21 protein-coding genes and 1 pseudogene are annotated in these 26,193 nt (G+C 41.7%); 13 read left to right on the top strand and 9 right to left on the bottom strand.

The features are described 5' to 3' along the window. Positions 1–3: 3 nt before the first annotated feature. The 4 genes from NSQ29_RS12395 to NSQ29_RS12380 form a co-directional block, all read right to left on the bottom strand. Positions 4–960, bottom strand: a complete 957-nt coding sequence (locus NSQ29_RS12395) for an ABC transporter permease (RefSeq protein WP_340969408.1) — start codon at positions 958–960, stop codon at positions 4–6. A 131-nt stretch (positions 961–1,091) separates the two neighbouring features. Next, positions 1,092–2,645, bottom strand: a complete 1,554-nt coding sequence (locus NSQ29_RS12390; protein ID WP_341125199.1) for a response regulator transcription factor — start codon at positions 2,643–2,645, stop codon at positions 1,092–1,094. Beyond that, entirely contained in the window at positions 2,638–4,401 is a 1,764-nt protein-coding gene (locus NSQ29_RS12385) for a cache domain-containing sensor histidine kinase (protein ID WP_341125198.1), read from the bottom strand. The genes NSQ29_RS12390 and NSQ29_RS12385 overlap by 8 nt, the downstream gene beginning before the upstream one ends. Before the next feature lie 310 nt (positions 4,402–4,711). Further along, a complete protein-coding gene (locus tag NSQ29_RS12380; protein ID WP_339270092.1) occupies positions 4,712–5,263 on the bottom strand; it encodes a TetR/AcrR family transcriptional regulator in 552 nt (183 codons plus the stop codon). Between the two features lie 148 nt (positions 5,264–5,411). On the opposite strand from NSQ29_RS12380, the gene NSQ29_RS12375 reads away from it, so the two are divergent. The 5 genes from NSQ29_RS12375 (at position 5,412) to NSQ29_RS12355 (ending at position 10,911) form a co-directional block, all read left to right on the top strand. Continuing rightward, a complete protein-coding gene (locus NSQ29_RS12375) occupies positions 5,412–6,335 on the top strand; it encodes a ketopantoate reductase family protein (protein ID WP_341125197.1) in 924 nt (307 codons plus the stop codon). Positions 6,336–6,692: 357 nt separating this feature from the next. Next, positions 6,693–7,328, top strand: coding sequence for a glycoside hydrolase family 11 protein (locus tag NSQ29_RS12370; RefSeq protein WP_042188200.1), 636 nt, complete (start codon positions 6,693–6,695; stop codon positions 7,326–7,328). A gap of 151 nt (positions 7,329–7,479) precedes the next feature. Continuing rightward, positions 7,480–8,313 carry a formylglycine-generating enzyme family protein gene (locus tag NSQ29_RS12365; protein WP_340969415.1) on the top strand — a complete coding sequence of 278 codons (834 nt, stop codon included), beginning with the start codon at positions 7,480–7,482 and terminating at the stop codon, positions 8,311–8,313. A 312-nt stretch (positions 8,314–8,625) separates the two neighbouring features. Continuing rightward, positions 8,626–9,753, top strand: coding sequence for a glycoside hydrolase family 11 protein (locus NSQ29_RS12360; protein WP_341125196.1), 1,128 nt, complete (start codon positions 8,626–8,628; stop codon positions 9,751–9,753). A gap of 60 nt (positions 9,754–9,813) precedes the next feature. After that, positions 9,814–10,911, top strand: coding sequence for a polysaccharide deacetylase family protein (locus tag NSQ29_RS12355; RefSeq protein WP_341125195.1), 1,098 nt, complete (start codon positions 9,814–9,816; stop codon positions 10,909–10,911). Positions 10,912–11,015: 104 nt separating this feature from the next. On the opposite strand, the gene NSQ29_RS12350 is transcribed toward NSQ29_RS12355, so the two are convergent. Continuing rightward, complete coding sequence (locus tag NSQ29_RS12350; protein ID WP_341125194.1) at positions 11,016–12,098, bottom strand: GntR family transcriptional regulator; 1,083 nt, start codon at positions 12,096–12,098, stop codon at positions 11,016–11,018. A 262-nt stretch (positions 12,099–12,360) separates the two neighbouring features. On the opposite strand from NSQ29_RS12350, the gene NSQ29_RS12345 reads away from it, so the two are divergent. Genes NSQ29_RS12345 through araA form a run of 3 tightly spaced genes read left to right on the top strand, consistent with a single transcriptional unit; the run spans position 12,361 to position 16,137 of the window. Further along, positions 12,361–13,968 (top strand): xylulokinase, encoded by a 1,608-nt coding sequence (locus NSQ29_RS12345; protein WP_341125193.1) that lies wholly within the window; start codon positions 12,361–12,363, stop codon positions 13,966–13,968. Positions 13,969–13,984: 16 nt separating this feature from the next. Then, positions 13,985–14,680, top strand: coding sequence for an L-ribulose-5-phosphate 4-epimerase (locus NSQ29_RS12340; protein ID WP_042188210.1), 696 nt, complete (start codon positions 13,985–13,987; stop codon positions 14,678–14,680). Between the two features lie 32 nt (positions 14,681–14,712). Beyond that, a complete protein-coding gene (gene araA / locus NSQ29_RS12335; protein WP_341125192.1) occupies positions 14,713–16,137 on the top strand; it encodes an L-arabinose isomerase in 1,425 nt (474 codons plus the stop codon). Positions 16,138–16,220: 83 nt separating this feature from the next. On the opposite strand, the gene NSQ29_RS12330 is transcribed toward araA, so the two are convergent. The 3 genes from NSQ29_RS12330 to NSQ29_RS12320 all read right to left on the bottom strand — a co-directional run bounded on the left by NSQ29_RS12330 (position 16,221) and on the right by NSQ29_RS12320 (position 19,011). Beyond that, positions 16,221–17,363, bottom strand: coding sequence for a glycosyl hydrolase family 8 (locus NSQ29_RS12330; protein ID WP_076286975.1), 1,143 nt, complete (start codon positions 17,361–17,363; stop codon positions 16,221–16,223). Positions 17,364–17,412: 49 nt separating this feature from the next. Further along, the gene (locus tag NSQ29_RS12325; RefSeq protein WP_341125191.1) at positions 17,413–18,387 is read right to left on the bottom strand and encodes a glycoside hydrolase family 43 protein; all 975 of its coding nucleotides are present in this window, start codon (positions 18,385–18,387) and stop codon (positions 17,413–17,415) included. 141 nt (positions 18,388–18,528) lie between these two features. Beyond that, positions 18,529–19,011, bottom strand: coding sequence for a nucleoside deaminase (locus tag NSQ29_RS12320; RefSeq protein ID WP_341125190.1), 483 nt, complete (start codon positions 19,009–19,011; stop codon positions 18,529–18,531). A gap of 151 nt (positions 19,012–19,162) precedes the next feature. Between NSQ29_RS12320 and NSQ29_RS12315 the strand changes: the two genes are divergently transcribed. From NSQ29_RS12315 to NSQ29_RS12295, 5 genes and pseudogenes are all read left to right on the top strand, one after another. Then, positions 19,163–19,612: an OsmC family protein gene (locus tag NSQ29_RS12315; RefSeq protein ID WP_341125189.1), complete on the top strand. Its 450-nt coding sequence runs from the start codon at positions 19,163–19,165 to the stop codon at positions 19,610–19,612. 52 nt (positions 19,613–19,664) lie between these two features. Further along, positions 19,665–20,027 carry a hypothetical protein gene (locus tag NSQ29_RS12310; protein ID WP_341125188.1) on the top strand — a complete coding sequence of 121 codons (363 nt, stop codon included), beginning with the start codon at positions 19,665–19,667 and terminating at the stop codon, positions 20,025–20,027. Continuing rightward, positions 20,008–20,958, top strand: coding sequence for an LLM class flavin-dependent oxidoreductase (locus tag NSQ29_RS12305; protein ID WP_341125187.1), 951 nt, complete (start codon positions 20,008–20,010; stop codon positions 20,956–20,958). The genes NSQ29_RS12310 and NSQ29_RS12305 overlap by 20 nt, the downstream gene beginning before the upstream one ends. Positions 20,959–20,998: 40 nt before the next feature. Continuing rightward, entirely contained in the window at positions 20,999–22,027 is a 1,029-nt protein-coding gene (locus NSQ29_RS12300; protein WP_341125186.1) for an AraC family transcriptional regulator, read from the top strand. A gap of 92 nt (positions 22,028–22,119) precedes the next feature. Next, a pseudogene (locus NSQ29_RS12295) lies at positions 22,120–22,913 on the top strand (SDR family NAD(P)-dependent oxidoreductase). A 55-nt stretch (positions 22,914–22,968) separates the two neighbouring features. Here the strand turns inward: NSQ29_RS12295 and NSQ29_RS12290 are convergent. Further along, positions 22,969–26,079, bottom strand: a complete 3,111-nt coding sequence (locus tag NSQ29_RS12290) for an ATP-binding protein (protein ID WP_341125185.1) — start codon at positions 26,077–26,079, stop codon at positions 22,969–22,971. Positions 26,080–26,193 lie beyond the last annotated feature (114 nt).

Below are 26,193 nucleotides of genomic sequence, written 5' to 3'. Positions count from 1 at the left end.
CTCCTATATGATGCTTTCTTTTGTTATTTTTTTGAATATCCCGTTGGCGACAAACAGCAGAATCACACTTACCACAGAATTGAAGATATTAATGGCTGTACCGAAGGAGAAGCGGCCCATGCCAAGCCCGTAGTTCAATGCGTAGAGATCCAGCGTCTGTGAGTAGTCGCGCACCAGGTTATTGCCTAGCAGGAACTGCTTCTCGAACCCAATGCTAATTAAATGTCCGATGGAAATAATGAGCAGAATAATGATGGTTGTCTGAATACCTGGAAGTGTAATGTTTCGTACTTGCTGCAGGCGACTTGCACCGTCTACTCTTGCTGCTTCATAAAGCTCTGGACCTATACCTGAGATAGCTGCAAGGTAAATGATTGTGTTCCACCCCGTTTCCTTCCAAACATCAGAAGCTGTGACGATCCCCCAGAATAAATGACCTTTAGCCATGAATTGTATAGGTTCACTAATTAGATGAAGACTTAGCAGCAGGTCGTTTACCGCACCGTTATCGGTAGAGAGCATCTTGGTAATAATTCCGGCAGCAACCACCCAAGATACGAAGTGGGGGAGATAGGAGACTGTCTGTACAAACCGTTTCAGAAACTGAAGCCGTAGCTCGTTCAGAAGGATAGCAAAAATGATGGGAATAATGAATCCAGCCAACAAGCCCATGATGCTCATAGCGAGTGTATTGCGAAGTGCGTTAAAGAATTGATCATCCTGAAAAAGCTCTCTGAAGTACTGTAAGCCGACCCATTTTTGATCGAAAAAGGATTTCCCGGGTTTGTATTTCTGAAAAGCCATCGTCCAGCCCCATAAAGGCAAATAATTAAATACAAATGCCCAGAGCACAAATGGGAAGGCCATCATATAGAGGTATTTCTGCTGTATAAAAGTTGGCCAAAAGCGTGAAGCAGGCTTCTTCAGCTCCGGTTGAGCTTTTGAGGTAATCGCTTTCATTTATGTCCCTCCTTCGATATGCCATAATCATAATCTACAGAAAGTGAAAGAAACACCCGAATATTTTATATAAAAAACAGGGGTATATCTGTTATTTTCGTAAGCGTTTTCTGAAAAATGTTGAGTCTTTTTCAATTCTTTCTGCGGTAGTCGGAGGGAGAGACACCTTCATGCTTCTTGAATTTTTCACGAAAATAATCTACATCACTGATGCCCACTTCGTTTGCGACCTGATGGATTTTGTAGCCTTGAGTAAGCAGTTCCTTGGCCTTCTCCATGCGGACATTATCTAGATAACTGTTAAAGGAATACCCCGTGCTGTTCTTAAAAAGCTTCCCTAGATAAGCGCTACTATAACTAAATACATCCGCTAGCGTATCGAGCTTAAGATTCTTATTATAATGTCGATGGATGAGGTCCAGCATCCGCTTTAGGAAGACCTCCATATCGTCGCGGGTAATGCCTTTTGCATAATACTCAAGAAGAGTGAAGGCATAGCGCTGCAATTGAGGCAGAGAGGTATGTTTATAGATTTGTTCAATTTGCTCATCCATGTTGCTGTGCAGAGGACTCAGCTCCTTATATTGAAACGAGAGTTTGTTGAGTAGATAAGAGACGATACGCACATAACGCGATTTCACGGCCATCTCGGAATAATCGGCGGTAATCATAAGTTCTCCAGCTTCTTGAATCAGGGTGAAGAGTAACGCGCAACTGCCGGTATCCATACAAAAAAACATCCGTTCTAGAACGGACTCCAGCCTGTTCTCTATTTCCTCTGGACTAACTGTCAGCCCATTCTTTATTTTCATGGAATCCGGTCCAATCATCCCCGTCTCGTCATAGAAGAAATGCTCTTTCATCCTTGCCAGCGCCGATAGGTGGGAGACGGAGATATCCTCCAGAGAGTTCACCATATCACCTGCGGTGATGATACATTCAAGTTCATGGTCAAATACTACTTGCTGTATATTCTGGACCATTAACTTATGTACAAGTTCTTTCTGAAATGAGGGCTGAAGCAGAACCCCCAAATAAGAATCTAGCAAGAATACTATGCCCCAGTCATTTTCTTCAAAGCTTTTTGCAAGTCTCGCCTTTACGACTGTTGAAGGTCCATGATCCGCATTGTCCTGAAGTATCAGCCTAATCAGAACCACTTGATAGGAATCCCATAGTAATTCTGCTTCAAGAACGGTTGCCTCCATTATTGACGGAGTCTGCGCACTTCGATCCATTAACAAGGATTGAACTAGCATCTCCCGGTTCCATACTTTGACTGCGGCCTGTTTCTTACGATCAGTATTACGTACATCCAGCTCAATGGACAGATTCTCCAAGTATAGCTGTAGTTCATCTTCGTCTACAGGCTTGAGCAAATAGGTATCAATGCCAAAGGATAACGCTCGCTTAGCATAGTTAAAATCCGCATAGCCACTGAGGATGATGATGTGCATTTCCGGATCAAGTGCTCTCAGTTCTTCAACAAGTTCTAGACCATCTCTACCGGGCATACGGATATCTACGATCATTAAATCAGGGGAGTAAAGTTCATATTTATGTTTAGCCTCAATGGCATTTGCGGCGGAATCGATGACTTGATATCCAAGACTCTCCCAGTCTAGCAGAGCAACTAGTCCTTCACGGATCGCCAGCTCATCATCCACTATCAACACGCTATACATAAGAATCACTCCTTAATGGAATCGCAAAGCTGATTTGCGTTCCGAATCCGATTTGACTTGCTAAGGTCAGCCCAAATTGTGGACCGTAGGTCAGCTGCAGCCGCAAATGAATATTGCGCATCCCAATATTATTAGTTTCATAGTCATCATTGTTATTCAACATCTTCCTAATTTCTTGTATCCGTGTTTTTGAAATACCCACTCCATTGTCAGATACCTGAACCTTTAGATAACTGTCTTCTAAGCGGATTTCCACCCGAACCATGCCGCCTTCAATTCGATTCTCCAATCCGTGGATGACACAATTCTCTACCAGTGGCTGAATAATTAAAGGGGGAATATGAAAAGGATTCGCCTTTGGGTCCACAAGTAGCTCATAAGTGAGTCTGTCATCATAGCGGAATTTTTGGATGACTAGGTAACTGTTTACGGTTTCTAGCTCACTTTGCAGACTGATCCTCCCATTGCCGACCTCAAGGTTTTTACGCATCATTTTTCCCAGCAGTCGAACGACTTGAGAAATATCCGCTTGTCCTCTGACAAGAGCTTTCATGCGGATTGATTCTAGGGCATTGAAGAGGAAGTGAGGATTGATCTGGCTGGCCATCATCTTGAATTTAATTTCATTTTGCTTAAGCTGAGTCTCATTTTTCTGTCGATTAGATTCTTGTACCTCACTCATTAGTTCATTAATGTTCCGAACCATATGATTGAATTGTCTGGCAAGCTGACCGATTTCATCTTTACCGTCAATAACAAGCGTGGCTCCTAAATTTCCCGCAGCGACCTTAGAAATATGTTTGCTCAAATGTAGCATCCTTCCGGTGAGTAGCCGTGAGACATAGTAAATCAAGAGAATAGCCATAATCATTGCTGAAAGTATTACAATTGAAGCTAGAAAGATAATTCGGTTGGGCTCATCGACGATGCTTGCTACAGAAAAAATGGAAATGATACGCAGGCTATTCAAGCTTCCTCCGGGTTGCCAGTGATCGATCACCATTTTGAAGGGTTTGCCATCAATGGTTACATCGTGGGGACCTTGCCCTGTAGCGGATAAGGTTGCTAGGTCAATATTCGACAGTGATTTATCTTGTGTATCTACACGATTTGAGGCGACAATATTGTCGTTCTCATCCATAATAAGAGTTTCAAAAGATTCTTGGTTGAGGATCGCATTGAGCTTTTTGGTATTCACATTCACGACTAGCACACCGGTGGTTCTCGCCTTAAAAAAATTGACCTTTCGGATTAGACTTAAATAATATTGTCCATTACGGTTGTCTCGAATATAATTCCAGCAGACCAGTCCCCTTTGGGCTAGTGCAGTTTGGTACCATTGTTCCTGCGTAACACTCTCATTCGTCTGTAGAAACTCCCAGTTGTTGAGAACCGTTGGATTATCGATATATAAGCGGATACTGGAAACTTCGTTGTATAGTCGAACAAAATCACGGAAATCAGGATAGTTCCAGTAAGCTTCAACAACATCATAGACAGACTCATAACGATGATTGGCAACCTCTTCAAGCCGGCTATCATTCGATAGGCGATAAGCAATATCAAGCGGGATGTTGAGCATTTCGCCAGTCCGTTTTTTCACACGATCCACGTTGGCTGTAATCTGCTCAAGCGCATTAGCCATTGCCATATTCCGTAGTTCATTTGTAAGGAACAGCCCTACAATTAAGACCGGGATTAGAACGACACAGCCAAATGATAGAAATAACTTCGTTCTGAGTCTTAGATTATTCATAAGAGTGATGATACGAGCATACAAGACTAAGGGCCACCTCCTGCAACGGGATGTTGACGCTTACATAGAAGTATATCGTTTAACGGACTTCCATTATATGTGATCATTTAGGGATTTATTGTCTTCTGTTATGGAGTTTTGGAAAGAGGATATATTATATAAAAATCTACAAAAAAATAGAAAACCACTGATCTAGTCAACTAGATCGGTGGTTTTTTTATCCAATTGAATGGTCTCGATTTTCTTTACCGAAGAATAATTCTTAAACCAGAATGCGGACCCTTATGAGGATTTGGTTTGAATGACAGACTCATTCTTTGAAATAGGGTGTAATCCCTTTTGAATATAGGTTCTCTACTAACTTGAAAAATTCTTCTGACGATAAATCCTTTTGACGCTGGAGCCAAAGACGAAATAAAGAAAGGGCAGTTGTCAGGTAAAACTCAATGAAGTATGGCGTTAAGGATTGGTTTTGCGGAACGTTTAATTTTAATTGATCCAAAGTGATTTCTTTTTTTAAGCGTTTTAAAAAACGGGCACTTCCATAATCACCCAAAAGGGCATTAAGAACCAGGAGATGTTCTTTTTTATCCAGACAATAGAGCGTATCTTGAACTGTATCCATCGATAGCTCTTTATTTGCCAATTCTTTTTTCATTTCATTCAATAGGTCATTTTCAACAGAGTCTAACAATTCGTAAATATCAGTAAAGTATTGATAAAAGGTGCTGCGGTTATATCCTGACTTATTCGAAATTTCCTGAATCGAAATTTTCTCAATCGGCTTTTGGCTATATAACTCACAAAAAACTTCTACAAACTTTTGTTTTGTTTTCTCCGTTATTTGGGGTTGCTTTTTCATGTTTCCCTCCTACTAGCGAATTAGAATATCATCCGACAAATCATAAAAAACTGATGGTTGATCAAGGAATAATGAAGATTTATAATCACATCATACAACATGTTGTCGGATAATCAAAAGGGAACATTAATAAGTAAGGGTGGTTTATATGTCAGCAAAACAAGATAGAATTTTAATTTTTGGTGCAGGTGTCATCGGGAGCATGTACGCAATTAAGCTTCTTGAAGCAGGGTTTGACGTTAGCCTGTTTGCACATTCGAATAGATATAAATCATTAAGAGAAAATGGCCTGCAGTATACAGAAAAAGGTACAGTTAGATCGATACAAGTGAATGTCATTGATACGCTCGAAAATGACGATGTATACGATTTTATTTTCGTTACCGTTCGTTATGATCGGTCCGAAGCAGCGTTGTTAGCGCTAAAAGATAATCAAAGCAAAAATATAGTTACGATGACTAGTAATTCAATTGGATTTTCTTCGTGGCTGGATATCGTAGGGGATAGACTTTTACCAGCTTTTCCCGGCTTCGGCGGACAGATTAAAGATGGAGTATTGCATGCTCGATTTCTACCAAAGTTTATAGCGGCAACTGCATTTGGAGAAATTAATGGTGTAGTGACAGAACGCATAGAAAACCTTGCAAAATTATTTAAAACTGCAAAGCTTCCCTACGTTATTAAAAAAGATATGCAAGCGTATCTAATCACACATTCCGTATCAGACATTGCCATGTTGAGCTTTTTGCATTCTGAGAATAAGATCATTGACAAAAAAACAGCCAGAACTAGAAAGACAGCACGCAAAATAACATTCACTTTAAAAGCGTATCTAAGGGCAATACAAAAAGCTGACGTTTCAATTGATCCACCAATGCTTAAAATGGTGCTTAAATTCCCAAACTTATTTTTGGACCTTTTCTTTATGACATGGCTACGAACTAAAATGGTTAGGGATATGATGTTGCCGGATTATGCGAATAATGCTAACAATGAGATTGTGCAGCTTAGTAATGATTTAATGAAATTTTTAAGTCAACATGATATCAAATCGGAAATACATGTTCAGTAATTTTTTGTTAAAATATTATAGTATTGTGGAGGGGCTTGTAATGAACATAATTAATCTGATATATGACAAGTAAAAGGGGGACGCTAAGTCCTCTTTTTTTGTATGTTCCTTCTTTATATTTTCAATTATAACCACAAAATAACAATACTTTTTGGGGTAAAACCTTTAATTTGAACAGATTAAATTGTACGTAAGCTATGATAAACTTCTATTTGAAATCGCTTACAATTATATAAATGGAAGGATGTGGTGATCTCGGGAGTTTTACCAAACAACAAAGAAAACCACAGACGATTGCTTGGAATACTAGAGGTCAGTCAAGTAGTATGTAATCAAAAAAATCTTAGGAGGTAGATTATGTTTAAGATGAATAAGAAAATCTTGACTGTATTATTCGCAGCTACAATGAGCTTTAGCTTGTTTGCAGCAACTACAAATGCGGCGACAGATTATTGGCAAAATTGGACTGATGGTGGAGGAACAGTAAATGCTACGAATGGATCAGGTGGGAATTACAGTGTTACATGGTCAAACACTGGGAACTTTGTTGTCGGTAAAGGCTGGAATACCGGATCACCAACAAGGACAATAAACTACAATGCCGGAGTCTGGGCGCCTTCCGGTAATGGATATTTGACACTCTATGGGTGGACGAGAAACTCACTCATAGAATATTACGTCGTTGATAGCTGGGGCACTTATAGACCAACTGGAACATTTAAAGGTACCGTAACCAGTGATGGTGGCACATATGACATCTATACGACTACCCGAACCAACGCACCTTCTATTGACGGCACTGCAACTTTCACTCAGTTCTGGAGTGTAAGACAGTCGAAGAGAGCAACTGGGAGTAATGTTGCTATCACTTTTAGCAACCACGTTAACGCATGGAAGAAATATGGAATGAATTTGGGAAGTAGTTGGGCTTACCAAGTGTTAGCTACTGAGGGATATCAAAGTAGTGGGAGCTCTAACGTAACGGTGTGGTAACAGGTAAACTGTAGCCTCTTAATCGATGATAATTCTAAGGACTGCCGGTCTCACAACCGGCTTCCTTATTTATTCCAAAAGAATACTTACATACTACTAAGATCATCGTCACAACTTATTATTTTCCTATCCGTTCAAAGGAGATAAATCAATGAGAAAACTATTGAGTTTCCTATTTATAGCAACAATAGTTGTTATCAGCGCTTGTTCACAAGAAAAGCCTGAAACGAGTAATGACAATGTATTTGTAAAGGGAGGGACTTTTATAAACACAAAGTCCAACTACAATGGTGCAACCCTATCGAACTTTTATATCGGTAAATATGAGGTAACTCAAAAAGAATGGATTGAGGTAATGGAAAGTAATCCCTCAGAATTCAAGGGCGACAATTTGCCGGTTGAAATGGTTAGCTGGTATGACGTTGTTGAGTACTGTAATAAGCGGAGTATAAAAGAGGGTTTAACACCCTATTACAATATAGATAAGAATAAAATAGATACAAATAATAAGAGCGAAAACGATAATATAAAATGGACCGTAACGATCAATGAAGGTGCTAATGGTTATCGATTACCGACAGAAGCAGAGTGGGAATATGCTGCAGGTGGAGGTCAATTAAGCAAGAGTTACACCTACAGTGGAAGCAATAATACAGATGAGGTAGCATGGTATTGGAAAAACGCTGGAGACAAATACTTATCGGGAGAATGGAACTGGCCTATCATTGAAAACAACAATAATAAAACAAAATCAGTTGGTGTCAAACAGCCCAACGAGTTAGGACTTTATGATATGTCAGGGAATGTAAGGGAATGGTGTTGGAACTGGTACGGGGATAGGGGAAGCGATGTCGGTTCTTTCCGGGTTGTGAAGGGCGGCGGTTGGATCGGCAACATCACCAACAACGAAATATCTTTTCAAGGCAAGTTCGACGCAAATGGCATGGGACCTGATCAAGGCTTTCGTGTGAGTCGTGGTGAGTAAACGGCGGGAAGGTTATTCACTTTTAAGTTAAGACTCCATTTCGTAGGCAATGATAAAATGATCTAGCCAATAAGCTGTTTCCGGTACTCTACCGGAAGCAGCTTATTTAATTTCGTTTATTTCCAGCTACAAAAGATCTAAACTTTTCACGGTATAAGCTTTAGTTTATGCATATGAAAAAATTAGGACAATGTTAGAATCTAATTGTTTCCGCTTACATTAATAAATTTGGAATAAAAAGGAGGTTGATCAAACGGGTTGCACAGCATCTTAGTAAGACTAGTTGCAGTATAACCAAGAGGAGGAAAGCAAATGAAACAAAAGAGAATGCGTTTATTTTTAGTAATCATTATTTGTTTTATGCTTGCATTGCCTTCAGTAAGTGTAAATGCCGCAACAACGATCACATCTAATCAAAGTGGCACCCAAGACGGCTACTACTATGAGCTATGGAAGGATTCCGGTACCACGAGTATGACTCTTGATAGTGGAGGTACATTCAGTGCTCAGTGGAGCAACATCGGAAATGCACTGTTCCGTAAAGGTAAGAAGTTCGATGAGACCCAGACACACCAGCAAATTGGAAACATAACTGTTAACTACAGTGCCAACTACCAACCAAACGGTAATTCGTATTTATGTGTCTACGGATGGACCGTTGATCCACTAATCGAATATTACATCGTTGATAGCTGGGGGAGCTGGCGTCCGCCTGGTGGAACGTCTAAAGGTACCATTACCGTTGATGGGGGAACATATGACATATATGAGACTACCAGAGTCAACCAACCTTCAATTAAAGGCACAGCAACCTTTAAACAATATTGGAGTGTCCGGACGACCAAACGTACAAGCGGAACCATATCTGTTAGTGAACACTTTAAAGCGTGGGAGAGCAGAGGAATGTCAATGGGGAAGATGTATGAAACTTCGCTTACGGTAGAGGGTTATCAAAGTAGTGGAACAGCTACCGTGACTAGTAATACAATTACGATCGGAGGTAGCGGAGGTACGAATCCGACGCCAACGCCTTATCCGACTTCAACGCCAAACCCAACCTCCACACCAAATCCGGGCACAAGCACAAAGATAGAAGCAGAAAATATGACTAAAAGTGGTCAGTATACCTCCAATATAAGCTCACCATTCTCTGGAGTGGCTTTATACGCCAACAATGATCTAGTGAAATATACACAGAATTTTACGACCGGTACCCATAATTTTTCACTCCGCGGGGCTTCGAATAACTCTAATATGGCGAGAGTCGATTTGAAAATCGGGGGAGTGACCAAGGGCACCTTTTATTTCGGGGGAAGCAGTCCCGCCGTTTATACTCTAAACAATGTCAGTCATGGAACCGGAAATCAAGAGATCCAGCTCGTCGTAACTACTGATAACGGGACATGGGATGCTTACCTTGATTATCTGGAAATCAATTAATAAGACGTAGCGGTAATGGAAAAATTTGAAGAGGTAAAGTTGCTGGGAGGGGTAAAAAAGATGTTTAGAGCCAACGTAATAAAATGGACGGCCATTGCGTCGTTAGTCGTATTCTTATTCACAGGCTCACTGACGATGACGGGCGACAAGGCGCTCGCGGCCGATTGTTCGAACGGTTATGTAGCATTAACCTATGACGATGGCCCGAATCCTAACAATACTGTAACACTACTTAATGCACTTCAACAAAACGGCTTGCGTGCAACGTTCTTCAACCTTGGACAGAATGCCCAAAATAATCCGTCCCTAGTAAACCAGCAGAAGTCAGCAGGCATGTGGATTGGGAACCATTCCTGGTCTCATCCGCATTTGACCCAACTGTCTACCTCACAAATGTCGTCAGAAGTTACAAACACACAAACGACATTACAGTCTATAACTGGTACGGCTCCGAAGTTGTTTCGTCCGCCATATGGCGAGACTAACGCAACCTTAAAGTCCATTGAGGCCCAAAATGGTCTCACTGAAGTGTTATGGAACGTTGACTCCCAGGACTGGAATGGAGCCACTACCGCCCAGATAGTAAATGCTATGGGTACAATGCAAAATGGCGACGTGATCCTTATGCACGATCAGTACCAAACTACGGTTCAAGCGATTCCACAGATTGCACAGAATCTCAAGAACCGCGGTCTTTGTTCAGGAATGATCTCGACGAGCACAGGCAGGGCAGTCGCACCTGATGGTGGAGGCACGACACCAACTCCGACACCAACAACTACACCAAATCCAGGCACAATTACAAAAATAGAAGCTGAAAATATGACTAAAAGTGGTCAGTATACCTCCAATATAAGTTCACCATTCTCTGGAGTGGCTTTATACGCCAACAATGATTTAGTGAAATACACACAGAATTTTACGACCGGTACCCATAATTTTTCACTCCGCGGGGCTTCGAATAACTCTAATATAGCGAGAGTCGATTTGAAAATCGGGGGAGTGACCAAGGGCACCTTTTACTTCGGGGGAAGCAGTCCCGCCGTTTATACTCTAAACAATGTCAGTCATGGAACCGGAAATCAAGAGATCCAGCTCGTCGTAACAGCTGATAACGGGACATGGGATGCTTATCTTGATTATCTGGAAATCCAGTAAATATTCCAAACACGGAAATTGGAGACGGACTGCTTAATGTAGAGACAAAATGAAAAAAAGCAACCCACCAGCCATGACTGGTGGGTTGCTTTCCTTGTTACAACCTATCTCTCAACAACAGTCTCACCTTCAATTAACACAGGCTGATAATAAGTGTTGTTTGGAAGGTCTTTTTTTCCTTGTAGTTTCTTAATGACCCAATCCGCTGCATCGCGTCCCATGGCTTCTTGTGGATGTGTCAAGGTGGTTAGTTTGATGTTCGCGTTTTTGGCGATATAGGAATTGTCTTGTCCTATAATCGATAATTCCTCCGGAATAGTGATGTCCAGCTGTCTGCAGGCATGAACCACTTCCAACCCAACCTCGTCGTTATAACAAACAATAGCAGTGAGCGTATCTCTATTTTTATTCAGAAAATCCTTCAAGTCTGTAGATAACGTCTGTTTTGTCTCCGTATTGAATGAAAAAATCTGCTCAGGATAAAATCGTAATTTGGATTCTCCGAGTGCTTTAATATACCCTTTCATCCGATACTTTCCTTGTAAATCATCCATTTTTGCAATGAGCCCTATTTGGGTGTGCCCTTTAGTTATCAACTCTTTTGTTGCCAAATAGCTTGACTGCACGTCATCAAGACAAAGGTACGGCAGTTCTATTTCTTCATAAAAGGCATTAATCATTATAATCGGAATATCCTGTTCCTTAAAAGAAAGGTAGTAAGCAATATTGGGGTTATATAGATTGCTTTTCGTCGGTTCAATAATTAAACCATCTAAACCGTAGGACAGCATCATTTCAAGGGCCTTTTTTTCTTGAGCAACATCGTTATTTGTACTAGCTAATAGTAGAGAATAATTATCCTCATTTAGCCGGCTCTCGATCCCACGGATAATGGAAGGAAAGATATAGTCGGAAATATAGGTCGTGATTACACCGATCGTCTTCTTATGGGAACTCCCGCCGGTCTTCGAACGATATTGGTTGCTGACATAAGTACCAGAACCTTTTTCGCTTCGCAGGAAGCCTTCGTTGGAAAGTTCTAAAATTGCTTTTCGAACAGTCTGCCGGCTAACTTCGTACATGGACTGCAAGGCAGATTCAGTAGGGATTTGCTCACCAACATTGTAATCTCCCGAAAGGATTTTGCTTTTTATGTCATCTAATATCACTTGATACTTTGGTTTCATGTAATTCCTCTTTCCATTCTTGTTCGCTAAGTTATTCGTATATTCGGTAAATTTGTATGTACAAATTATAGCATGACTACAAAAAAAATAGAAAGGGGCTCTTTTTTTATACAGTTAAATCATTATTATCTCCATATTTGTATGTATATATAACTAATCAATTGACAAATGTACGTACAAAAAATTATACTAAAGCTGTCAATTAAGAAAGCAAACTCTTATCATGACCTTTTAAAAAAGCGCTCTCAGAGAGGTGACAAACGTGATATCGAATCGATTAAGCATCGAACAAGCGATTAATAAGGGAGAAACTTCGCTTGGTATTGAATTTGGGTCTACGCGCATTAAAGTTGTACTTATCGATCATAGCTTTCAAACGATCGCTTCTGGAAGTTACGAATGGGAAAATCAGTTGAAGGACGGTTTTTGGACGTACAACTTGGAAGATATTACCAAAGGTCTGCAAGACGCCTATCGCGAGATGAAGGAAGAAGTTGCTCAAAAATACGGAATCACCCTTCAAACGGTTGGTTCAATCGGTTTTTCTGCAATGATGCATGGATACATGGCTTTCAACGAGCACAATGAACTGCTTGTTCCATTCCGGACTTGGCGTAATGCAACTACAGGTGCGGCTGCCAAAGCATTGACCGAGCTGTTTGGGTTTAATATCCCAGAACGCTGGAGCATTGCTCATCTTTATCAGGCGATTTTGAATGAAGAAGAACATGTGCCACAGATACGTTTTGTTACGACACTAGCAGGATACATTCATTGGCTATTGACTGGAAATAAAGCACTTGGTGTTGGTGATGCATCCGGTATGTTCCCAATTGATGAAACTACAGGAAATTTTAACGCTTCCATGATACAGCAGTTTGATGAACTGGTTGCAAGCAAAGCTTATCCGTGGAAGACCAGTGATTTACTTCCTAAGGTGTATGTTGCAGGAGAGCAAGCAGGTATTTTAAGCGAAGCGGGAGCTAAAATTCTGGATCCATCGCTGCATTTACAATCAGGTATTCCGCTTAGTCCTCCAGAGGGGGATGCTGGAACCGGGATGGTTGCAACGAATAGCGTAAGAAAACGAACCGGGAATGTATCTGTAGGAACCTCTGTTTTTGCCATGATTGTATTAGAAAAAGAACTTTCCAAGGTTTATCCGGAAATTGATATGGTTACTACTCCGAACGGAAGTCCAGTGGGCATGGTTCATGCGAATAACTGTTCAAGTGACCTCAACGCCTGGCTAGGGTTATTCCGCGAATTCTATGAAGCCATGGGACACAAAGTGGATGCCAATAAATTGTACAGCGTGCTATTAAATAAAGCTTTGGAAGCAGATCCTGATGCCGGTGGATTACTAAGCTATGGTTATCTCTCAGGAGAGAATATTACTGGGTTAGAACAAGGTCGTCCGCTATTTGTCCGCTCGCCGGAGAGCAAATTCAATCTGTCCAACTTTATGCGTACACATCTATTCAGCGCCTTTGGTGCTTTGAAAATTGGAATGGACATTTTGACGAAGGAAGAGAATGTAGCCATTGATAGTATTTTAGGCCACGGCGGCTTATTTAAGACTCCTGTAGTGGGTCAAAAAATGATGGCAGCTTCAATGAATGTTCCTGTTTCCGTAATGTCGACTGCCGGTGAAGGCGGTGCATGGGGAATGGCTATTCTTGCCGCTTACATGATGAATAAAAATCAGGAAGAAAGTTTAGAAGACTTCCTCGATCAAAAAGTGTTCAAAGATGTTAAGGGTGAAGAAATTCATCCAGAGGCAACCGACATTAAAGGATTTGAAACCTTTATCGAACGTTATAAAAAGGGTCTGGCGATTGAGCAGTCCGCTGTTGACAATTTAGTGTGAAAATGGAGGTGGCAAGATGTTAGAACAACTTAAAGAAGAGGTTTTTCAAGCCAATCTGGAATTGCCGAAACAAGGACTTATTAAATATACATGGGGAAATGTGAGTGCAATTGATCGTGAAAGTGGATTATTCGTAATCAAACCTAGTGGTGTAGATTATGAAACAATGAAAGCCAGCGATATGGTAGTTGTTGATCTGGATGGCAATGTGGTTGAAGGAGATATGAGACCTTCCTCCGATACACCTACTCACGCCGTGCTTTATAAGCATTACTCCGAGATCGGGGGAATCGTGCACACGCATTCCACTTGGGCGACCATTTGGGCTCAAGCAGGACTAGATGTTCCTGTCATGGGAACGACCCATGCTGATACCTTCTATGGTTCCATTCCTTGTGCGCGTTTCTTGACGCAAGAAGAAGTCGATCGTGGTTACGAAGCGGAAACGGGTAATGTAATCATCGAGACCTTTGAACAACGTGGGATCGATATTATGGCGGTTCCTGGTGTTTTACTTAAAGGACACGGACCCTTTACTTGGGGGAAAAATGCGAAATCGGCGGTAATAAACAGCGTAGTTTTGGATGAAGTATCCAAAATGAATTTGTTTGCAAGAGAGCTGAACCATTTTGCTGAGGAGTTGCCACAACGTATTTTAGATAAACATTACTTGCGAAAACATGGAAAAGACGCTTATTACGGACAAAAATAATTAAACCACAAAATTACGAAAAGAGGATGAATATGTCAACAGCAGTAGCAAAAGAATTTTGGTTTGTCGTAGGTTCACAACATCTTTATGGCGAAGAAGCATTGGCTGAAGTTAAGGCGCATGCCCAAACGATGACAGATGCTTTGAATAAAAGCGGAGTTTTACCTTACCCACTAGTGTTACAGGATTTGGCTGTCAGCGCAGATAAAATCACAAACATCATGAAAGAAGTCAATTACCGCGATGAAGTTGCCGGTGTTATCACTTGGATGCATACCTTCTCACCTGCAAAAATGTGGATCCGCGGAACTAAAATGCTGCAAAAGCCTTTGCTACATCTAGCTACGCAATATAATGAAAGTATCCCATGGGCAACGATCGATATGGATTTCATGAATCTAAATCAAGCCGCTCATGGTGACCGTGAATATGGTTTTATTAACGCCCGTTTGAACAAACAAAACAAAGTGGTAGTAGGCTACTGGGAACGTCCTGAAGTCCAAAAGCAAATTGCAGAATGGATGGACGTAGCCGTTGCTTATAACGAAAGCTTTAATATCAAGGTCGCTCGCTTTGGTGACAATATGCGTAACGTTGGCGTAACCGAAGGAGATAAGGTTGAAGCCCAAATTCAATTTGGATGGACTGTTGACTACTTTGGTATTGGCGATCTAGTACAAATCATTAATGAAGTTAAAGAAGAAGAGATCGACGCCTTATTCGCTGAGTATTCAGAGCTGTATGAATTTGATTATGGGACTAACAGCAAAGAAGCTTGGGAAGCTAGCGTGAGAGTTCAAGCAAGCTATGAAATTGCTATTAAATGTTTCCTTGATCAAGGTGGCTACAACGCCTTCACATCGAACTTCGAAGATTTACACGGAATGAAACAACTTCCAGGACTTGCTGTTCAACGACTGATGGCACAAGGCTATGGTTTTGCTGGAGAAGGAGATTGGAAGACTGCAGCTCTCGATCGCTTGCTTAAAGTGATGAGCCATAACCAATCCACTGGCTTTATGGAAGATTACACTTATGAATTGACGGTTGGTCAAGAATCCATTCTTCAATCCCATATGCTTGAAGTAGATCCTACTTTGGCAAGCAACAAACCAAAAATTATCGTATCTCCACTGGGTATTGGTGGTAAAGACGATCCAGCACGTTTAGTATTTGACGGTAAAGCAGGAGACGGTGTGGTTGTTTCCATGGCTGACTTTGGGACTCATTACAAACTGTTGATCAATGAAGTTACTGCTTTCGAACCAACGGTTCCAGCTCCCAACCTTCCAGTAGCTCGTGTACTTTGGAATGTTAAACCTAACTTCCAAGATGGGGTTAAAGCTTGGATCGAAAATGGTGGCGGTCACCACACCGTAGTTTCATTAACGCTTACAACAGACCAAATTATTGCTTATGCAAAACTTGTAAACTTGGAATATGTAGTTATTAAATAATAGCAAAGCTTTATTACGATTAATAGGACTCCATTCTTCAAAAGGCTCGAGGAATGTAGTCCTATTTTTTTGTTCGATTTCCTTCAATAGATGCGATAATTTCCACTCAAAGCCAGTAAACTAAAAAAGTACAGACAGTTGTCATAGTAACGACGGAGTCCAGTGCGCAATGGTGTATCCCAAAACAAACGGACAAAATACTCTGCCTCCGGGCCATTAGAAGCAAGGGAAGCCATGGCATTGGTCGCCAACAGACCTGTCGGGTGCAGCGCCGGTTCGTCGAAGGGCTGTCCCTCAATGGTATACCGCCGGTAATCGGAAACTTCGATATTCCTAAAAAAGGCCTGAATCCGGTTACATTGATCGACCTGCCAGATGTCCTTTTGGAACCAAGCCCAGTCCAGACCGATATTAGCCGCTACCCGGTAAGCATCACTGAAAAAATGGCTGAAATCACCATGAGGCTGGGGTTCTGCCGGGGACCCGTTAAAATTAGCATATTCGGGAGCAAGGCCAGTTATCGGATGGCATGCAGTATGCAGATATGTGCGGCTGGCTTCCGCGGCTTCTCGCCAAAACATGTGGTCACGTTCGTCAGCCCACAAGGCGAACAAATCATAGAAATGGGGGAGATGGTAAGACGGATCACTGAAGGTGGATTCCGGTACGAATTTGATCAATTTCGTTTCCGCGTCCCACATTGAGTCGCCATCTCCTGTTTCAGTTTTATGTACACAAGCATGCAATATCGTTCGGGCCTGCTCAGAATAATTATAAGGTTCCGGACCGTTCCCCCAACGTTTTGAGGCAAAAAACAGAGCCATGGCGAAAAACTCTTCGCCGTCCGGTGCGGGTCCCTGAGAAATCCTTGTACCGTCAGGCTTGCAGTGCCAAGCAAAGTAATTGGCATAGCGACCTTCTTTGTGCTGCATAAACGTCTTTGAGAAGTTCCATAGACGATCAAACTCTTCTTTTTTATTCATTTGAACGGCCATCATCATCCCGTAGGACATTCCTTCCGACCGAACGTCTAGATTACCTGTATCCAGGATATAGCTTTTATCCTCGTCCTGCGGATAGTATATTCGTACGTTCGGATCTCCGTAAAACAAATCATTCCAAGTTTCATTGAGTTTAGCGTTGATATCATCTTCAGAAAAGCCGAGCTCCTTAAATATATTGCGATATTCCCCTGTATAAAAAGCACCTTGTTGTTTCATTGTCATCAAAAACGCCCTCCTGTGAACTACAACATGCAGTCCATTTTAATAAAAACTAAGGATGGATAGTTTGAATGGTGCCATCATCGTTGTATCTCAGCTCTGTATATTTTACAGAACGCTTGTTGTCAGCTCCACCAGACAAAGAACTGTCATGATAAAATAAATACCATTTCTCTTTAAACTGAACAATAGAATGGTGCGTTGTCCAGCCTATCACTGGAGAAAGGATTTTTCCTTGATATTCATAAGGTCCAAGCGGATCTTTACTGATAGCGTATACAATATTGTGGGTAGTACCAGTGGAATAAGAAAGATAATAATACCCGTTGTATTTATGTACCCATGGACCTTCAAAATATCTTCTCTCTTCATCTCCAGCAAGAAGCGGATTTCCGTTTGTATCGATGATGGATATTTCTCTAGGTTCACCTTCAAAGCTCAGCATATCCTCGCTCAACTCCGCTACGATAGGTCCAAGAGCTGGTGCCGTTTCAGACGGCCCCTCCGCATCCGGAACAAATGAGCCGGTTTGCCATTTTTCAAGTTGACCTCCCCAAAGACCACCAAAGTATATATACGATTTACCATCATCATCAACGAAAACAGCGGGATCAATGCTATAACTGCCGGGAATGTAGCTTGGTTCAGGTGTAAAGGGTCCGGAAGGTGACGCTGAGGTTGCAACCCCAATTCGGAAAATATCGTCATGGTCTCGGGCTGGGAAAAACAAATAGTAGGTATTGTTTTTGTATGCTGCATCCGGAGCCCACATTTGCTGTTTAGCCCATGGGACATCCTTCACATGAAGCACTTCACCGTGGTCGATACAAGGGGAGCCATCTCCATCAATAGACAGAACATGGTAATCCTCCATATTATATTGGTCACCATTGTCATTAGAGATCATTTCGTGATCCAGGTCATGTGAGGGATAAATATAAATTTTGCCTTCAAATACATGAGCGGAAGGATCCGCAGTATAAATATGAGTTACGAGAGGTTCATTGGGTTGCACAGGCTTTGTCAAATCATTTCCTCCTATAAAGTTAATCGCTTACAAAGCTAATGGTATAAGAACTTTAGGACTCTGTATATATAGCAACTATAGTTTATACCCCACAAAGTTTAGAACATAAAAAAGAACCTTTATTCAAAGGTTCTTTTTTTACTACTGTCTTTGTCCGTGGAATTGTCGATGAAGTTCCCGAACTTGTTCTGCAAGCTCCGTTACAGGGCCATCTACGACTGCACTATGGATAACTTCCTGAATGGTCAAATTACGGACAGGTGATGCTGCAATGCCTATTTCGCTTAACCACTGTGATAATTGCTGCGAAGAACTGGCATATACAATCCTTCCTAATTGAACCCAACCGTGAGCCGCCGCACACATAGGGCAATGTTCCCCGGAAGTATACACAGTTGCCTGCTTACGTTCTTCCAGTGACATATTCTGAGCTGCCCAGCGAGCTAAAGCGAATTCGGGGTGCTGAGTATGGTCACCACCGCCTACATGGTTACTGTCTTCGGCCAAGACCTCTCCATTTGCTGAGACCAGGATGGAGCCGAAAGGTTCGTCCCCAACCTCGAGTGCAATTCGGGCAAGTTCAATACAACGCTGAAGATGTTTGATATCGGTATCGTTTAACATGATGATAGAGCCTCCCGAAATTTAATTTATAGATAAATCTCACGAACAGTAGGCCTGACCCTGTTTGTTCACCGTATCCTTCTATGTTAGCATGTAAAGTATTCGATTAAAAATATGTCATGCAATTTCAAGATAGGGAGGACATCTAGAAATGAAACACCCATTTATATTAAATGCCGTATGGAACGGCGGTCGTAATAGTGAGGGAACGATTGAAGCTGGACAACTCAAGACTCAAATCTCCATTCCGAAAGAAATGGGCGGGCCAGGAGTTGGAACGAATCCGGATGAGATGCTACTGGGTGCGGCGGCAACCTGCTATCTCATTACACTAGCAGCTATGCTGGAGCGATCAGGGCTTACGACTTCCAGCCTGACGTTAACATCAGAGGCGACAGTGGATGTAACAAATAACATTTTTACATATGAAGCGATCAAACATTCACCCATCATCACACTTACCGAAGATGCGTCACAGGAAGATATTGATAAAGCAATTCGTATTGCCCATAAAGCAGAAGGCTCTTGTATGATTTCCAGAGCTGTAGCAGGAAACGTACAAATTACCACAGAGCCAACAGTGCTAACATCAAGTATGTAAGGTTAAGTTCTAAAGGAGTTATCCCTTAGGAATCAGAGAGGAGAAATTAACTTTGAACGTTGAGTTGTATAAGGATTTGATCAAGGATGAACGTGGGAATTATTACGTAGCGGTACAAAAAGAGGGCAATGAACTGACCTTGGTAAATGCAATGCTTGAGCGTTCTTATCAGGACCTGCTGGAATTTAATGAAGAGTTTAAAAAGAAAAATGCGGAATACGAGCACCAGTTCATCGGCAAAGTGATTATGGATAAGCTGCGGCATGATGTTGTGTTCGCGTCCAAAGAAGACGGCCATGGACGAATGTATAATCTGACAGCGATTGCCGGCAATTACAAGGTTACTTTTATTGATATGATTGAATTTTACCGAAACCCTCGAGTAGGACGTAGCCATGACAACGACATCCATTAAGCTTAGCGTTTTGGACCTTGTACCTGTATTTGATAATGTGGATGCAAGCTTTGCTTTAGGACAAGCGGTGGAACTGGCTCAAACAGCTGAAAGACTGGGATATACTCGTTATTGGGTTGCCGAACATCATGATATGCCGGGCTTAGCGTGTACCTCCACAGAGGTGTTTTTATCGCATATCGGAGCGAGAACACAGCATATCCGCATCGGATCGGGAGCTTTATTGCTGCCGCACTATAAGCCGTTAAAAGTAGTGGAATCTTTTCATTTGCTGGCAAGTTTATATCCGGGACGCATCGACCTTGGGTTAGGCAGGGCTCCTGGCGGTGCTGCTGAAGTAAGCTTAGCGCTGAGCGGAAATTTTCTCGAAAATGTTTGGAAAATGCCGGAACTGCTTAAGGGAGTCACCGAATTGTTGCAGGGGAACTATTCATATGAAGGACGTAAGATAACCGCCCGTCCGACTCCACCCGAATCGCCAGAGCTGTGGATGCTGGGTACAAACAAGAAAAGTGCGGCATATGCTGCCGAGTTTGGAGCAGGCTATGTGTTTGGTCAATTCATGAGCGATGTAGCTGGGGAAGAGATTTTGCAAGCTTACCGTGAAGCTTTTATCCCTTCTTCAGTTAATGCTAGCCCTCGGGCTATCGTAGCTGTTGGCGTTATTTGCGCCGAGACTGAGGAAGAAGCAGAGCGGCTAGCCTCTTCCGGTATGACATTATTTCAACACGAAGGCTCAACCGAAGAGAAATCCAAGCTTTTGGAACGTAAACTGCTGATAGGCACACCCAAAAGCATTAAAGAAAAGCTGGAACAGTTATCTCACTTGTATGGAGTTGATGAATTCATTATCGTTACTATGATTCCAAACTATGAGAAACGGCTGCATTCGTTTGAGTTGCTTGCCCGTGCTTGCTTGAATTCTAACTAGCCCTTTCTTCATGCAATGATGCTAAAGGAGGTCCACATAGATGCAGACTCATACTTCTGACTCCATTAAAATCCCTCCCGGATTTTGGGCTGGATTAATTCAATTAGGGATAACCGCTCAAGATATAGCCAGTAAAGCAAGTCTTCCCCTGAGCCTTATCACGGAGTCAGCAGTCACCACAGCCCAATATTTCGCTATCTGGCAGGCATATTCGGATCTCGTTGGAGACACTGCTGAGGGAATCATCAAGCTAGCAACCGTTTTTGAAACCACACAATATCCGCCGACCGTCTTAGCCACTTATCATGCTAAAGATTATCGCGACGCTCTAAACCGAATGGTGCGCTATAAACGAATGTGCCCTCCAGAAAGCTTGCATATCATCGAAGAGGGAGAGTTGTGTACAATCGAATTGAATTGGCAGCCTCCCGAGTATTCCGGTCCACCGCTGCTGCTTGGCCTTACACTGGCGTTTTTACTGGAGCTTGGGCGGCGGGGAACAGGTATACCTCTGACAGCACAGTTTGTAGAATTTTCACAACCCATAGGGAATTTACAGGTTCTTGAAGCTTATTTCGGCTGTCGAATTCAGATCGGTGCTGAGACTAACCGCTTAACACTACGACGAAGTGATTTGGATCTGCCCTTTATCTCGTATAACGAAGAGTTGCTAGAAATTCTGACTCCCGTTTTGGAGCGGACACTTGCTGAACAGCAGGGCAGTCGCTCAATTACTGAAAGGGTCAAATGGATCATGAAACGCAGCCTTAGCGGAGGGCAACCCGAGATTCAAACTGTTGCTAAAGAGCTAAGGATGAGTGCTCGTACCTTACAGCGGAGGCTTACTGAAGAAAATACGAGCTTCAAGCATTTGCTGACACAAGCCAGACATGAGCAGGCGCGAGCGTATTTAGCAGATCCATCTCTCGATGTTAAAGAGGTAGCTTTCTTGATCGGATATGAAGATCAGAACTCGTTCTACCGTGCCTTCCGACTTTGGGAAGGAGATACTCCTTCAAATTGGCGTGTTAAACAAGAAGTTTGGCGCAAGACACTAGGTACTGAATAATCCCGGTAAGATAGTATAAATACTAGCCGATGCTCAGTACAGTTCTTGAGAAACTGCTAATTAACTCGCCATGATTAAAGGAGAAATGAAATATGGATATGGGATTAAACAATAAGACAGCTTTAATTACAGGATCTACAAAAGGTATTGGTAAAGCTATCGCCTTTGAACTTGCCAACGAAGGCGTTAATGTACTAATAAATGGACGTAATTATGAAAAGGTAGAACAAACAGTAAATGAAATTAAAGCAAAATTTCCGGAAACTTCTCCACTGAATGCTACAGCCGATATTGTAGATATGGAGCAAAGAGAAGCTTTATTAAAAAACACTCTCATATCGATATTTTAGTTAATAATATGGGGATTTATGAACTGATGAGCTATGACGACGTTGATGATGAAATATTTGAAAAATACATCCGTACGAATGTTCTTGCTGCAAATGGATTAACAAAATTTTATTTACCAAAAATGTTAGAAAACAATTTTGGTCGCGTGATCTTTATCGCTAGTGAAGAAGCAATAATGCCGTCAGCTCAAATGCCACAGTATGCAATGACCAAATCAATGCTATTATCATTAGCAAAAAGCTTATCTAAATTAACAATCGGAACAGAAGTTACCGTCAATACTATCATGCCAGGACCAACACTCTCTGAAAACGTGCACCAAATCATTGATGGAATGTATCCAGATGAAACGTTGACCTTTTCAGAAAAAGAGAAAAAATTCATGGCTAAAAACTTACCGCAATCTGAAATACAGCGATTTATTAAACCTAATGAAATAGGTAGACTAGCAGCATTTATGAGCAGTCCCTATGCCTCTGCATTTAAAGGTTCTCCGATCCGTATGGATGGGGGCATGGTACCTACTATTTTCTAAATGTATCGATACACAAAAAGCCACTCCTTATGGAATGGCTTTTTTATTTGATATATTATTCACTGTCCTCCGGTATAACAAAGGATACCAAAGTACCTTCATCTTGTTTACTTTGAATAAAAAGACCCTGACCATACAATTGCATCAGTCTTCGATGGGTGTTAGCCAGTCCGATGCCACTTTTAGCTTTTATGGTCGGTTCCAGCAACAACACGAGCGTTCTATGATCCATACCTTGCCCATTATCCTCCACTTCGATCTTTACAGCATTGTTCAGACGTGAGATCCGAATATAAACGGTACCCCCCTGTTGACGCTTGAGCAGACCATGCTTGATAGCATTTTCTACCAAGGGTTGGATGGATAGTGGGGGTAACAGGATATTAATGTCTGGATCTACCTCCCAAACAACGGAAATTCGTTCTGCAAATCGTGTTTGTTCAATATACAAATAAGATTCTACCAGCTCTAGTTCATGAGAAAGGTTCACGAGTTCTCCGATATTTAAAAAGTCAAAGCTGATTCGCAAAAAGGAAGTAAATGCAGTGATGAGCTCTTGCATCTTTTTAGTATCCATATCACTGAGTGCCGCAATAGAGTTCAATGTATTGAACAAGAAATGGGGTTGTATCTGTGCCTGTAGATAAGCCGCTTCAATACGCACCCGTTCATTAAAAGAAATTTTCATCGCTGTTAAGGCTCGAATGCGATATTTGAGTTCAACTGCATCCACCGGTTTGGTAACATAATCATTTGCGCCGGAGTAGAATCCAGTGTAAATATCCTCAGGTTGACTGCGGGCAGTCAGCAATAGCACTGGGAGCTCATATAGGGAATAACGAGCGCGAACCTTTTGCGTTAATTCATATCCTGACATATGCGGCATCATTACATCACTAATCAGTAAATCCCAACTCTTTTTATCTAGCCAATCCAGTGCCTCTTGTGCTGAGTTCACTGTCGTAATGAGATAAGGTTCGTTTTCGAGAATGCCCTTTAGCACATTCAGATTAACAGGGTCATCATCTACCACCAAGAGATTCACCTTCGCATCTGTAAAGAGTGGCGGGATTTTGTCAGTGTGTTGATTAGTTTGTTCGGAAATCCCCCATTCAGCCATCTGCTTATAAATCTCATCTGGTGTATACGTTGTTATAGGTGCAACCTCTCTTACTATCTGTTCGCTATAGGAATCAGCAAGGGGTAGTGCAAAACTGAAAGTTGAACCTTTGCCGAGTTCAGAATGTATGCTCAAGCTGCCACCATGTAGTTCTACCAACTGCCTACTAATGCTTAGTCCCAGTCCAATTCCACGCCCGTCATTTATTCCGTGAGGGCCTTGCTCATAGGGGAGGAATACCCGCGCCATGGTCTCTTCGGTCATGCCTACTCCGGTATCTGTTACATATATAAAGAGATGAGCGTCTTTTTCCTCAGCTGAAACAGAAACAAGTCCTTGCTCGGTGTATTTGAGCGCGTTGTACACTAGATTTAATAATACTTGTACTAGTCGTTTCTCATCCGCAAGAATAGGAGGCATAGATTCTGGTATGTTCATGGATAGCCGTACCGGTTTGCCTTCAATCATATATTGAAGCATATTGATGACTCCGGGAACCACCGATTGAACCAAAATAGGCTCCTGATGCAAAATAACGCGATGCTCTTGAAGACGTACTACATCCAGTAGATCACCAAGCATATGGGACATGCGGCGGCTGATAGTAATCAGTAACTCCATATCTTGCCGGCTACTCTCGTAGAGTCTATCCTTTTCCTTCGTTATTATATTTTGCGCGATATTCATAATTCCATGAACTGGTGTTCGCAGCTCGTGAGAAGTATTGGCGAGAAACTGATCCTTGAGTTTGTCCGCTTTTTTCAGCTGCTCATTTAGCTCCATGTTCTCTTTGGCATTCTGAAAATACTTTTTAAACCAATAAGCTGAGAAGCCAACGATGGCGGCAATAATATCCACAGGATAGTAGACAATTGAATAATGGCCGTTATTATCCCACAAATTCCATAACAAATTAGAGATGATGGCTGCACCTGATATCAGTAGAAAAACAACATCTTTTTCATCTTGCCTTTTGAACAATAAGCGCCCCAAGCTATAAATTAACCAGATGAAGGGAATATACTGAAACACTTGAATGATTCCCCAGTGAATCGATGTACTGACCAAATAAGCAGGAACGATAAATATAAATAAGGTATAAAGGAATAGACACCACGTGTAAGCGCGTAACCACTTGTTGACTTCGGCACCTGAGGTGAATTTCCTGAAAACAAGCAGAATAAAAAGGTTCTGCCATAAGAAGGCGATTAAACGGATTTTTAATGACCAAGTGTAATTAATCGGCAGTAATGCTAAAACTAAATTGTCATTTCGGGCTAAAAGGATTACGGCTACAGATAATGTCATTAACCCTACAAGAAACAGGGCACGTTCTTTAGGATTAAATAAATACAGAATACAGGCATACAGCCCATGTAGTAGCAGGATGATTGCAGTAAGCATTTGAAATCCAACGGTATAAAAATTTGTCCGGTTAACCACTTCCTGAGAGCCAAAGAAAATAGGCCCACTAATACCGCCTTTATAGGGGTGATCAAAATTTGCTACCTGAATAAGTACATCTATTTCTGTCATATTTTCCGAAAAATATGATGCTGTAAATGAGGTGGTTTTTGGTGCATATGTATTGGCATCGAGAGAAACTGTCCCATTATTGAGAATAGGGATACCGTTAATTTCCACACTGGAGGCGGAATAAATTTGTTTGATCCAGAACGAGATAGGCTCCTGAAGCGGTTCTACCAAAATACGCAGACGGTAAGTCCCGTATCCATATGAAGTTGTCTGATCAGTTTCGATAGCGTGGCTCCATTTCCCAGGAACTTGAAGCGCTTGGGATTGCTTTGGGATAGTGGAAGTCTTGGATGAAACAAATTGCGAAGGATAGAAGCTCCATTCACCATCTAGCCTGAATAAGTTAGCTTTCTTCAGATCCTGGCCACGTAAATCCAGTACACCGTTGCTAATCATAGGTACATTGTTGGAAACCTTAAATATGCTGAACCAAATGCAGCGTAGGCCAAAGAGAATGCTGATAAAAAGTAGAATGATTGCTAATTTGTTTAGGATCGTATTATTTTTCATGAGAACATTATAGCAAATAATTCTAATCTAGATTCTAAAATGGATTTATTTATATATGATGAGCAAATGCAAGCAATGATCTTAAAGGACAGTATAGTTATAATTGTTCTTTCT

Source organism: Paenibacillus sp. FSL F4-0236 (assembly GCF_038000135.1).
GTDB lineage: Bacteria > Bacillota > Bacilli > Paenibacillales > Paenibacillaceae > Paenibacillus_AQ.
This window is presented reverse-complemented; position numbering and strand designations above follow the sequence as displayed.

Bases quoted from the DNA above. Each gene is read 5' to 3' on its own strand.
- NSQ29_RS12395 (WP_340969408.1), bottom strand. From the start codon at position 960: ATGAAAGCGATTACCTCAAAAGCTCAACCGGAGCTGAAGAAGCCTGCT.
- NSQ29_RS12390 (WP_341125199.1), bottom strand. From the start codon at position 2,645: ATGTATAGCGTGTTGATAGTGGATGATGAGCTGGCGATCCGTGAAGGA.
- NSQ29_RS12385 (WP_341125198.1), bottom strand. From the start codon at position 4,401: ATGAATAATCTAAGACTCAGAACGAAGTTATTTCTATCATTTGGCTGT.
- NSQ29_RS12380 (WP_339270092.1), bottom strand. From the start codon at position 5,263: ATGAAAAAGCAACCCCAAATAACGGAGAAAACAAAACAAAAGTTTGTA.
- NSQ29_RS12375 (WP_341125197.1), top strand. From the start codon at position 5,412: ATGTCAGCAAAACAAGATAGAATTTTAATTTTTGGTGCAGGTGTCATC.
- NSQ29_RS12370 (WP_042188200.1), top strand. From the start codon at position 6,693: ATGTTTAAGATGAATAAGAAAATCTTGACTGTATTATTCGCAGCTACA.
- NSQ29_RS12365 (WP_340969415.1), top strand. From the start codon at position 7,480: ATGAGAAAACTATTGAGTTTCCTATTTATAGCAACAATAGTTGTTATC.
- NSQ29_RS12360 (WP_341125196.1), top strand. From the start codon at position 8,626: ATGAAACAAAAGAGAATGCGTTTATTTTTAGTAATCATTATTTGTTTT.
- NSQ29_RS12355 (WP_341125195.1), top strand. From the start codon at position 9,814: ATGTTTAGAGCCAACGTAATAAAATGGACGGCCATTGCGTCGTTAGTC.
- NSQ29_RS12350 (WP_341125194.1), bottom strand. From the start codon at position 12,098: ATGAAACCAAAGTATCAAGTGATATTAGATGACATAAAAAGCAAAATC.
- NSQ29_RS12340 (WP_042188210.1), top strand. From the start codon at position 13,985: ATGTTAGAACAACTTAAAGAAGAGGTTTTTCAAGCCAATCTGGAATTG.
- araA (WP_341125192.1), top strand. From the start codon at position 14,713: ATGTCAACAGCAGTAGCAAAAGAATTTTGGTTTGTCGTAGGTTCACAA.
- NSQ29_RS12330 (WP_076286975.1), bottom strand. From the start codon at position 17,363: ATGACAATGAAACAACAAGGTGCTTTTTATACAGGGGAATATCGCAAT.
- NSQ29_RS12320 (WP_341125190.1), bottom strand. From the start codon at position 19,011: ATGTTAAACGATACCGATATCAAACATCTTCAGCGTTGTATTGAACTT.
- NSQ29_RS12315 (WP_341125189.1), top strand. From the start codon at position 19,163: ATGAAACACCCATTTATATTAAATGCCGTATGGAACGGCGGTCGTAAT.
- NSQ29_RS12305 (WP_341125187.1), top strand. From the start codon at position 20,008: ATGACAACGACATCCATTAAGCTTAGCGTTTTGGACCTTGTACCTGTA.
- NSQ29_RS12300 (WP_341125186.1), top strand. From the start codon at position 20,999: ATGCAGACTCATACTTCTGACTCCATTAAAATCCCTCCCGGATTTTGG.
- NSQ29_RS12290 (WP_341125185.1), bottom strand. From the start codon at position 26,079: ATGAAAAATAATACGATCCTAAACAAATTAGCAATCATTCTACTTTTT.